The organism is Mycobacterium sp., assembly GCF_049802695.1.
Taxonomy (GTDB): Bacteria; Actinomycetota; Actinomycetes; order Mycobacteriales; family Mycobacteriaceae; genus Mycobacterium.
Genome location: NZ_JBARMY010000117.1, coordinates 1 through 9,340 on the forward strand (window position 1 = coordinate 1; position 9,340 = coordinate 9,340).

Sequence of the window (9,340 nt, forward strand, 5' to 3'; positions counted from 1 at the left end):
AGCTGTTGTTTGATCGACCGCATGAACCGGCGGCCCTCATCCCGCAACTGGCTGCGCACCGCCCAACGCTGGTATTCCAGCGCCGAGTGCACTGCCGACGGGATCTGCATCGCCTGACGCAGATGGCCGATGGTTTCGGAGAAGTCCTCGGAAGCAGCCCATTTCGCGGAGGCGCGGCTTCGCACCAGGCGCTCGACCTCGTCGGCGTTGGATCTCGTCAGCGTGCGTTCCGGCCATATCGGCACCTGGTAGCGCAGCAACGACGGCAACAGCGCACGGCTTTGGTCGCGACGGGTCAGCGCCGATGTGCGCAGGGCTGCCGGGTGCGGGGAGCTGACCAGCCCGATGGCCCGCACCAGCCGCGGGTGCAGCACCGAGGTGGCCCAGCAGACCAGTCCGCCGTCGGCGTGGCCGACCAGGGTGGCCGACGAGTGCCCAAGCGCGCGGATGAGCCCGGCGGTGTCCCCGGCCAGTGTCCAGCCGTCGTAGCCTCGGGGCGGCTTGTCGCTGCCGCCGTAGCCGCGCAGGTCGACCGCCACCACCCGGGCGCCGGTCAGCCCACGCAACTGGTGACGCCACGACCACCAGAACGACGCGAAGCCGTGCAACAAAACCACCAGTGGTCGCGCCGTCGGCGGCGTGCCGGCATCCGGATCGGTGGCCGATGCTTCGACGACGTGAAACCGGATGCCGTTGGCGTGGACGTTCAGATGCCGCCATGGCCCGTCGATGCGGGTCACCGACGGGTCGGGTGGGGCCATCTACCAGCCCGAGGGATCGGCGGGCACCCCACCGCGGGTGGCGGTGAGTGCCTGCTGGCCGGCCGGGCCGTGGCCGGGGGTCAACGCGGTTCGGGTCTCCCTGACCGATGCGATGGTCTGCCGCGGCCCGCGGATGCGGCGGACTTTCAGAAAACCGAACAGGGCGAGCACGGCGGTGACGACGACCATGATGCCGAAGACGATCAGGTAGGCCGCCCACCGCCATATCCACAAATGCAGCAGCTCGGCGAGGAAGAAGAAGAAAAAGAAGGTGGAATAGAACAGCACGACCAGCGCCGCGATGAAGAAGATGCTGCCGGTCAAGCCCTTCTTGACGTCGCGGGTGATCTCCGCGCGTGCCAACTCGACTTCGGCGCGGACCAGCGTTGACATCTGGGCTGTCGCATCCTTGACCAGATCACCCAGCGACGGTTCAGCAGGTAGGGCGTGCGGATCGGTCAGCGGGATGGAGGTCAGCGTGCTGGGCACCCCGTCTTGCCGGTCGCCGTTGCCGGCGGAGTTCTTACGATCACCCTTGCTCACAGACGGTCCTCCCAATTCGACTACCCGGCGGTTCGGTGTCGTCGGGTAAATGTTGCCACGTGCCGCATTGCCGCACGAGGCCAGCCGACACTGCGACGATGGACCGGGTACCCGCCCGGGTCACGTAAACTAACGCATCCTCGCCGGGCTCAGATGCCGGACACGTCGACAGGAGCGCTGATTTGCAGACCGTGTACCGGTGTGTGACGGCAATGCTGACTGCGCTGCTCGGCTGCGCCGGTCTGCAGTTGGCGGCCGCGTCCGCTGACGACAAGACTCCTATCGGCGGCGGTACCGGCATCGTCATCAACGGCGACACCTTCTGCACGCTGACCACCATCGGCACCGACAACACCGGCGCGCTGGTCGGCTTCACCTCCGCACACTGCGGCGGCCCGGGCGCTCCGGTCGCCGCTGAAGGGGTCGGCGGCGGACCGGTGGGCACCATGGTGGCCGGCAACGACGGCCTCGACTATGCGGTCATCCGGTTCGACCCCGCCAAGGTGACACCGGTGGCCAACGTCGGCGGCTTCGCTATCGACGGCATCGGTCCGGATCCGGCCGTCGGCGACGTCGCCTGCAAGCAAGGCCGCACCACCGGGAACTCCTGTGGCGTCACCTGGGGACCGGGCCAGGACCCGGGCACCATCGTGATGCAGGTCTGCGGACAACCCGGCGACTCCGGTGGGCCGGTCACCGTCAACAACATGCTGGTCGGGATGATTCACGGTGCTCTCAGCGAGAATCTGCCGGCCTGCGTCGTCAAATACATCCCACTGCACACGCCTGCGGTGGTGGTGTCGATGAACGCGGTGCTGGCCGACGTCGCGGCCAAGAATCGTCCCGGCGCCGGGTTCGTGCCGGTGCCGGCCTGACCGGATCACGGTCCTGGCTTATTTGCCGGCGCGGATCGCGTCAAAGACGCCGGGGTCGAGCAGCGTGGACGTGTCGCCTAATTCGCGGTTCTCGGCGACGTCGCGCAACAGCCTGCGCATGATCTTGCCGCTGCGCGTCTTGGGCAGTTCGGGCACCACATGCACCTCACGGGGCCGGGCGATCGGTGAGATCTCGCGGGCCACTTCGGCGCGCAGCTCGTCGAGGATCTCGTCGCCGACGGTGTCGGCATGGTCGGCCTGTAGCACCACGAACGCGCAGATGGCCTGACCGGTGGTGTCGTCGCTGGCGCCGACCACGGCCGCCTCGGCCACACCGGAATGGCCGACCAGTGCCGACTCCACCTCGGCGGTGGAGATCCGGTGCCCGGACACGTTCATCACGTCGTCGATGCGTCCTACCACCCAGATGGCGCCGTCTGCGTCGTAACGGGCGCCGTCGCCGGCGAAATACCAGCCTTGCTCGGCGAATCTGGACCAATAGGTGTCGCGGTAGCGGTCCGGGTCACCCCAGATCCCCCGCAGCATCGCCGGCCAGGGCTGGTCGATGACCAGGTAACCGGTCACATGCTCCCCCCCGTCCGGCCCGGGCTGCAGCTGGTTGCCGTCATCGTCGACGATTTTGGCTGAGATACCCGGCAGCGGCGTCATCGCCGAGCCCGGTTTGGTGGTGGTCACGCCCGGCAGCGGGGAGATCATCGCGGCACCGGTCTCGGTCTGCCACCAAGTGTCGACGATCGGGGTGCGCCCGGCGCCGATGGCGTTGCGATACCAGCGCCAGGCTTGCGGATTGATCGGTTCGCCCACCGAGCCCAGCAGCCGCAAGCTGGACAGGTCATGCGCGTCGGGAATCTCGCGCCCCCACTTCATGAACGTCCTGATCAAGGTCGGAGCGGAGTAATACGTTGTGACGCAATACTTCTCGATGATCTCGAAATGCCGGTGCTGACTGGGTGAGTCGGGGGTTCCCTCGTAGATCACCTGCGTGACGCCGTTGGCCAGGGGGCCGTAGACGCTGTAGGTGTGCCCGGTGACCCAGCCGATGTCGGCGGTGCACCAGAACACGTCGGTCTCCGGTTTGATGTCGAAGATCGTGCGGTGGGTGTAGGAAGCCTGGGTCAGGTAGCCGCCGCTGGTGTGCATGATGCCTTTGGGCTTGCCGGTAGTCCCCGAGGTGTAAAGCAAGAACAGCGGGTGCTCGGAGTCGAACGACTCCGCGGTGTGTTCTTCGGACGCCGAGTCGACGACGTCGTGCCACCACAGGTCGCGTCCCTCGGTCCAATTCACGTCGATCCCGGTGCGACGCACCACTAGGACGTGCTCGACAGGGCTGTCGCCGTCGGCGTCCGGCTGCACCGAGTCGTCCGCCGCGTCCTTCAGCGACACCGCCTTGCCGCGCCGGAACTGTCCGTCCGCGGTGATCAGCAGCTTGGCCCGGGCGTCGGCGATGCGCGCCCGCAGCGCGTTCGCGGTGAAGCCGGCGAACACCACGCTGTGCATGATGCCCAACCGGGCGCAGGCCAGCATCGCCACGACGGCCTCCGGGACCATCGGCAGGTAGATCGCGACGCGGTCGCCGGCGACCAGACCGAGGCTGGTCAGTGCGTTGGCGGCTTTGCAGACGTTTGACTCCAAGTCCGCATAGGTCAGCGTGCGCTGGTCGCCGACCGGCGCGCCCGCCCAATGGATCGCGACACGATCACCGTGGCCGGCTTGCACGTGACGATCCACGCAGTTGTGCGCGACGTTGAGGGTGCCGCCGGAAAACCACTTGGCGAACGGCGCCTGCGACCAGTCCAGCACCTCGGAAAACGGCGTAGCCCAGGACAGCCGGTTAGCTTGGCTGGCCCAGAACGCCAGCCTGTCCTGTTCGGCCTCGCGGTAGAGCTCAGTGGTCGCATTCGCCTGCTCGGCGAACTCGGCGGGCGGCGGGTACGACGAGGGCGCCGGCGTATGCGTTTCGGTCACGCCCCGACACTAGCCAGACGACGACGCGCACGGCACGGCCTTAACCGGGTGTTAAGGCGAGCGGGCTGTCGCGCCACCTAGTGTCGCTGTCATGCGCCGGTCAGCTATCGCGGTGGTCGCCGTGTTGGTCGTCGCGCTGCTGACCGGCTGCGGGGGTGCCGTGAGCACCGGCGCAGTCGTCGTCAACGGCGGTGAACCGCAGAACCCGCTGATTCCGACCGACACCAACGACAGCTACGGCGGTCGCATCGTCGACCGGTTGTTCGCCGGTCTGATGTCCTACGACGCCCACGGAACTCCGTCGCCGGAAGTCGCTCAGACCATCGACACCACCGACAACGTCACCTACCGGATCACCCTCAAACCCGGTTGGACGTTCAGCGACGGCTCGCCGGTGACCGCGCGCTCGTTCGTCGACGCATGGAATTACGGCGCGTTGGCCGGCAACGCCCAACTGCAGCAAAGCTTCTTCAGCCCGATCGCCGGCTTCGACGAGGTGTCCGCGGCCACACCTTCCGCCCGGGCCATGGCCGGTCTGCAGGTGATCAGCGAGCGTGAATTCACCGTGCGGCTCAAGGCGCCGACGATCGACTTCAAACTGAGACTGGCGTTTTCGCCGTTCTACCCGTTGCCGGAGGCGGCGTTCCGGGACATGACCGCCTTCGGCGCGCACCCGATCGGCAACGGCCCGTACAAACTCGCCGATGGAAACCCGTGGCAGCACAACGTCAAAATCGACTTGGTGGCCAACCCCGGTTATCACGGCAACCGGATCCCGCATAATAAGGCACTGCGGTTCGTCTTCTATGCCAATCTCGACACCGCTTACGCCGATCTGCTGTCGGCCAATCTTGATGTGCTGGACACAGTTCCGCCCAGCGTGCTGCCCGTCTACCGCGGCGACTTGGGGGAGCGGGCGATTTCCGCGCCGGTGGCGTTGAACCACACCCTCAACACCCCGCTGCGGCTGCCGCACTTCGGCGGTGAAGAAGGCAGGCTGCGCCGGCTCGCTTTGTCGGCGGCCATCGACCGTCCGCAGATCTGCCGGCAGATCTTCATCGGTGCCCGTGCCCCCGCCCGGGAATTCACCGCCAGCTCGCTGCCCGGCTTCGACCCGGACATCGACGGCAGCAGTGCGCTGAACTTCGACCCGGACCGCGCGCGCCGGTTGTGGCAGCAGGCCGACGCGATCTCGGAATGGACCGGCCGGTATGCCATCGCCTACAACGCCGACGGCGGAAATCAGGAGTGGGTGGACGCGGCGGCCAACAGCATCAAGAACATCTTGGGGATCGACGCGGTCGGCGCGCCGCAGCCGACCTTCGCCTGGTTCCACAGCCAGGTTAGCGATCACAGCATCCTGACGGCGTTCCGCGGCTCCTGGCAGGGTGACTACCCGTCGATGCTGGAGTTTTTGGACCCGCTGTTCACCACCGGCGCCGGGTCCAACAACGTCGGCTACGCCAATCCGGCATTCGACGCGGCGCTGGCCCGGGCCGCATCCGCACCGACGTTGCCGCAGTCCTACGCCCTGACCAACGATGCGCAGCGAATGCTGTTGCATGACATGCCCACCATTCCACTGTGGTACACCGTTTCCGTCGCTGGGCGGTCCCCGGCGGTGAGCAACGTCGTCATCACCTGGAACGGCTTGCCCGACTACGAGCGCATCGAGAAGGCCTGACATGGGCTGGTACATCGCACGTCGCATCGCCGTCCTGGTTCCGGTGTTCCTCGGCGCGACGCTGCTGATCTACGGCATGGTGTTCCTGCTACCCGACGACCCGGTGGCCGCTCTCGGCGGGGACCGGCCGGTGACTCCGGCGGTAGCCGCACAATTGCGCGCTCAGTACCACCTCGACGACCCGTTCCTGCTGCAGTACGTGCGCTACCTGGGTGGCATCCTGCGCGGTGACTTCGGTCGCGCATACTCCGGGCTATCAGTGAGAGAGGTTGTGGCACAAGCGTTTCCAGTGACCTTCCGGCTGACGCTGATCGCACTGACGGTCGAGGCTGTGCTGGGCATCGGGTTGGGCGTGGCCGCCGGGCTGCGACAGGGTGGGATTTTCGACGCGGGCGTGCTGGCCGCAAGCCTGACCATCATCGCGGTACCTATCTTCGTACTCGGCTTCCTGGCCCAGTTCGTCTTCGGAGTGCGGTTAGGCATCGCGCCGGTCACGGTGGGTGATCAGGCCACCTTCGCACGGCTGTTACTGCCCGGGATCGTGCTCGGCTCAGTGTCCTTCGCTTACGTGGTGCGGCTGACCCGATCGGCGGTCGCGGCCAACGCGCATGCCGACTATGTGCGCACTGCCACCGCGAAAGGCCTGTCACGGCCGCGCGTCGTGGCCGTGCACATCCTGCGTAACTCGCTGATTCCCGTGGTGACGTTCCTCGGCGCCGACTTCGGTGCGCTGATGGGCGGAGCGATCGTCACCGAGGGCATCTTCAATATCCACGGTGTCGGTGGTGTGCTGTATCAAGCGGTCACCCGGCAGGAGGCCCCGACGGTGGTGTCGGTGGTAACGGTGCTCGTGGTCGTCTACCTGCTCACCAACCTTGTGGTGGACCTGTTGTACGCGGCACTGGACCCTCGGATTCGTTATGGTTGACGGTGATCCGTTGAGCCGCAACGGTTTCTGGGGTGAATTGGTGCGCAGCCTGCGCCGGCAGCCGAAATTCCTGATCGCCACCACGCTGATCACGTTCATCGGTCTCGTCGCATTGTGCCCGGGTTTGTTCACCGCGGCAGATCCGACGTACGCCGACCCGAACCTGAGCTCGCTTGCGCCCAGCGCCGCGCACTGGTTCGGAACCGACCTGCAAGGCCACGACATCTATGCCCGCACGATTTACGGCGCCCGCGCGTCGATCACCGTAGGGGTGGGTGCCACCCTGGCCGTGTTCGTCGTAGGAGGTGCGCTGGGCGCCTTGGCCGGCTTCTATGGTGGCTGGTTCGACACGCTGGTCTCGCGTGTCGCCGACGTCTTCTTCGGGATACCCCTGCTGTTGGCGGCCATCGTGCTCATGCAGGTCATGCGTGAGCGCACAGTGTGGACGGTGATCGCGATCCTGGCGCTGTTCGGCTGGCCCCAGCTGGCCAGAATTGCCCGTGCCGCGGTGCTCGAAGTCCGGGGCAGTGACTACGTGCTGGCCGCGAAAGCTATGGGCATGAGCAGGTTTCAGACCCTGCTGCGGCACGTGCTGCCCAATGCCGCCGGCCCGGTGATCGCGGTGGCCACCGTCGCCTTGGGAATCTTCATCGTCACCGAAGCCACCCTGTCGTATCTGGGGGTGGGCTTGCCCCCCTCGGTTGTGTCATGGGGCGGCGACATCAACCTGGGCCAGACCCGGTTGCGGGCCGGCTCACCGATCCTGTTCTATCCGGCTGGTGCACTCGGCATCACGGTGCTGGCCTTCATGATGATGGGCGACGCGTTGCGCGACGCCCTGGACCCGGCATCGCAGGTTGTCGAGCGTGACGGAATCTGACGCGCCGCTGCTGGCGGTGCACGGGCTGCAGGTCACGTTCGGTGACGGCGCGGCTGTGCTTCGCGGCGTCGACCTCGCCGTGCACAGCGGCCAGACCGTGGCGCTGGTCGGCGAGTCCGGGTCGGGAAAGTCGACCACTGCCGCAGCGGTTCTCGGACTCCTGCCGCCGGGTGGGCGAATCACCGGTGGCCGAATCGTCTTCGACGGTGTCGACATCACCTCGGCCGACCCGCGCCGGATGAGCACCATCCGCGGTGACGGCATCGGTTACGTGCCGCAAGATCCGATGACCAACCTGAACCCGGTGTGGAAGGCAGGGTTTCAGCTCCGAGAGGCGTTGCGCACGAACGGATCCGGCGACGTGCGCCGACGATCTGTGCAGTTACTCTCCGAGGCGGGGGTGGCCGACCCCGCGACCTTGGCCAGGCGCTACCCGCATCAGCTGTCCGGCGGCATGTGCCAGCGCGTGCTCATCGCCATCGGACTGGCCGGACGACCCCGCCTGCTGATCGCCGACGAGCCGACCTCCGCACTCGACGTCACGGTCCAGCGGCAGGTGCTCGACCATTTGCAGCGCCTTGCCGGTGAACTGGGAACCGCGGTACTGCTGATCACGCACGACCTCGCCCTGGCCGCCGAACGGGCCGGGCGTGTGGTCGTCATGCGCAACGGCGTGGTCGTCGAATCGGGCGCAGCGCAGGCCATTCTGCACAATCCACGACATGACTACACGCGCGAGCTGGTGGCCGCCGTTCCGTCATTGGCGACATTCGGCGCACTGGCACGCGACCACGGCCGGGTAGGCACCGATGACGTGATCACCGCCACCGGCTTGACCAAGGTTTACCGGCAGTCTCGCGGGGCGCCGTGGCGGCGGCCGGAGTTCCGCGCGGTCGACGAGGTGTCCTTCCGGCTACGCCGGGGAACCACTCTGGCGATCGCCGGTGAGTCCGGATCGGGAAAGTCGACGCTGGCCCGGATGGTGCTCGGTCTCTTGCCGCCCACGTCGGGCACAGTACTTTTCGACGGCCAAGACATCGCGGCGCTCGACAGGCACCAGGCGTTCGCCTTTCGCCGTCGGGTTCAGCCGGTGTTTCAGAATCCCTACAGCAGCCTGGATCCCATGTACTCTGTGTTCCGCGCCATCGAGGAGCCGCTGCGCATCCACCGGGTCGGTGACCGCCGGGAGCGCCGGCGGGCGGTGAGTGAGCTGGCCGACCAGGTGGCATTGCCGTCGTCGGTGCTGGGCCGGCTGCCGCGCGAACTCTCCGGCGGGCAGCGCCAGCGCGTCGCGATAGCGCGGGCCCTGGCGCTGCGTCCCGAGGTGCTGGTCTGTGATGAGGCGGTCTCTGCGCTCGACGTCGTAGTGCAGACCCAGATCCTGGAGTTGCTGTCGCACCTGCAGGCGCGACTCGGGTTGAGCTACCTGTTCATCAGTCATGACCTGGCAGTGATACGCCGGATCGCCGATGAGGTTCTGGTGATGCGTGCCGGGCGGTTGGTTGAGCACGGCACCGTCGCGCAGGTATTCGCTGACCCCCGTCAGGACTACACCCGCCAACTGCTGGACGCTGTCCCTGGCGGGAGTCCCGGCTAGGTCCACTGCCCGGCTCCTCCTCGCGCCTGAGGGCGCGCATCGTCGCCGGGCTGGGTGGAATTGCCCGGCTCCTCCTCGCGCCGGAG

Annotated in this window: 8 protein-coding genes; 5 read left to right on the forward strand and 3 right to left on the reverse strand. The window is 67.0% G+C overall.

What is annotated here, in order from left to right; all coding sequences use genetic code 11:
• Together WA317_RS04470 and WA317_RS04475 are read right to left on the reverse strand one after the other, a co-directional pair.
• A partial coding sequence (locus tag WA317_RS04470) for an alpha/beta fold hydrolase (RefSeq protein WP_425171897.1) occupies positions 1 to 761 on the reverse strand: 761 nt, incomplete at its 3' end.
• Entirely contained in the window at positions 762 to 1,304 is a 543-nt protein-coding gene (locus WA317_RS04475) for a phage holin family protein (RefSeq protein WP_425171898.1), read from the reverse strand. It abuts the gene before it with no gap.
• A gap of 182 nt (positions 1,305 to 1,486) precedes the next feature.
• On the opposite strand from WA317_RS04475, the gene WA317_RS04480 reads away from it, so the two are divergent.
• On the forward strand, positions 1,487 to 2,179 hold the full coding sequence (locus tag WA317_RS04480; protein ID WP_425171899.1) for a S1 family peptidase: 693 nt from the start codon (positions 1,487 to 1,489) through the stop codon (positions 2,177 to 2,179).
• Positions 2,180 to 2,197: 18 nt separating this feature from the next.
• On the opposite strand, the gene acs is transcribed toward WA317_RS04480, so the two are convergent.
• Positions 2,198 to 4,165 carry an acetate--CoA ligase gene (acs, locus tag WA317_RS04485; protein ID WP_425171900.1) on the reverse strand — a complete coding sequence of 656 codons (1,968 nt, stop codon included), beginning with the start codon at positions 4,163 to 4,165 and terminating at the stop codon, positions 2,198 to 2,200.
• A gap of 91 nt (positions 4,166 to 4,256) precedes the next feature.
• Here acs and WA317_RS04490 point away from each other — a divergent pair, with 91 nt between their 5' ends.
• The 4 genes from WA317_RS04490 to WA317_RS04505 are packed head-to-tail and all read left to right on the forward strand — an operon-like array spanning position 4,257 to position 9,254.
• A complete protein-coding gene (locus WA317_RS04490; protein ID WP_425171901.1) occupies positions 4,257 to 5,849 on the forward strand; it encodes a peptide ABC transporter substrate-binding protein in 1,593 nt (530 codons plus the stop codon).
• A 1-nt stretch (position 5,850) separates the two neighbouring features.
• Complete coding sequence (locus WA317_RS04495; protein ID WP_425171902.1) at positions 5,851 to 6,777, forward strand: ABC transporter permease; 927 nt, start codon at positions 5,851 to 5,853, stop codon at positions 6,775 to 6,777.
• The gene (locus WA317_RS04500; protein ID WP_425171903.1) at positions 6,770 to 7,657 is read left to right on the forward strand and encodes an ABC transporter permease; all 888 of its coding nucleotides are present in this window, start codon (positions 6,770 to 6,772) and stop codon (positions 7,655 to 7,657) included. The genes WA317_RS04495 and WA317_RS04500 overlap by 8 nt, the downstream gene beginning before the upstream one ends.
• Entirely contained in the window at positions 7,644 to 9,254 is a 1,611-nt protein-coding gene (locus tag WA317_RS04505) for a dipeptide ABC transporter ATP-binding protein (RefSeq protein ID WP_425171904.1), read from the forward strand. The genes WA317_RS04500 and WA317_RS04505 overlap by 14 nt, the downstream gene beginning before the upstream one ends.
• Positions 9,255 to 9,340: the final 86 nt, after the last annotated feature.

Coding starts and splice junctions, on each gene's coding strand:
- WA317_RS04490 (WP_425171901.1), top strand. CDS start 4,257: ATGCGCCGGTCAGCTATCGCGGTGGTCGCCGTGTTGGTCGTCGCGCTG.
- WA317_RS04495 (WP_425171902.1), top strand. CDS start 5,851: ATGGGCTGGTACATCGCACGTCGCATCGCCGTCCTGGTTCCGGTGTTC.
- WA317_RS04500 (WP_425171903.1), top strand. CDS start 6,770: ATGGTTGACGGTGATCCGTTGAGCCGCAACGGTTTCTGGGGTGAATTG.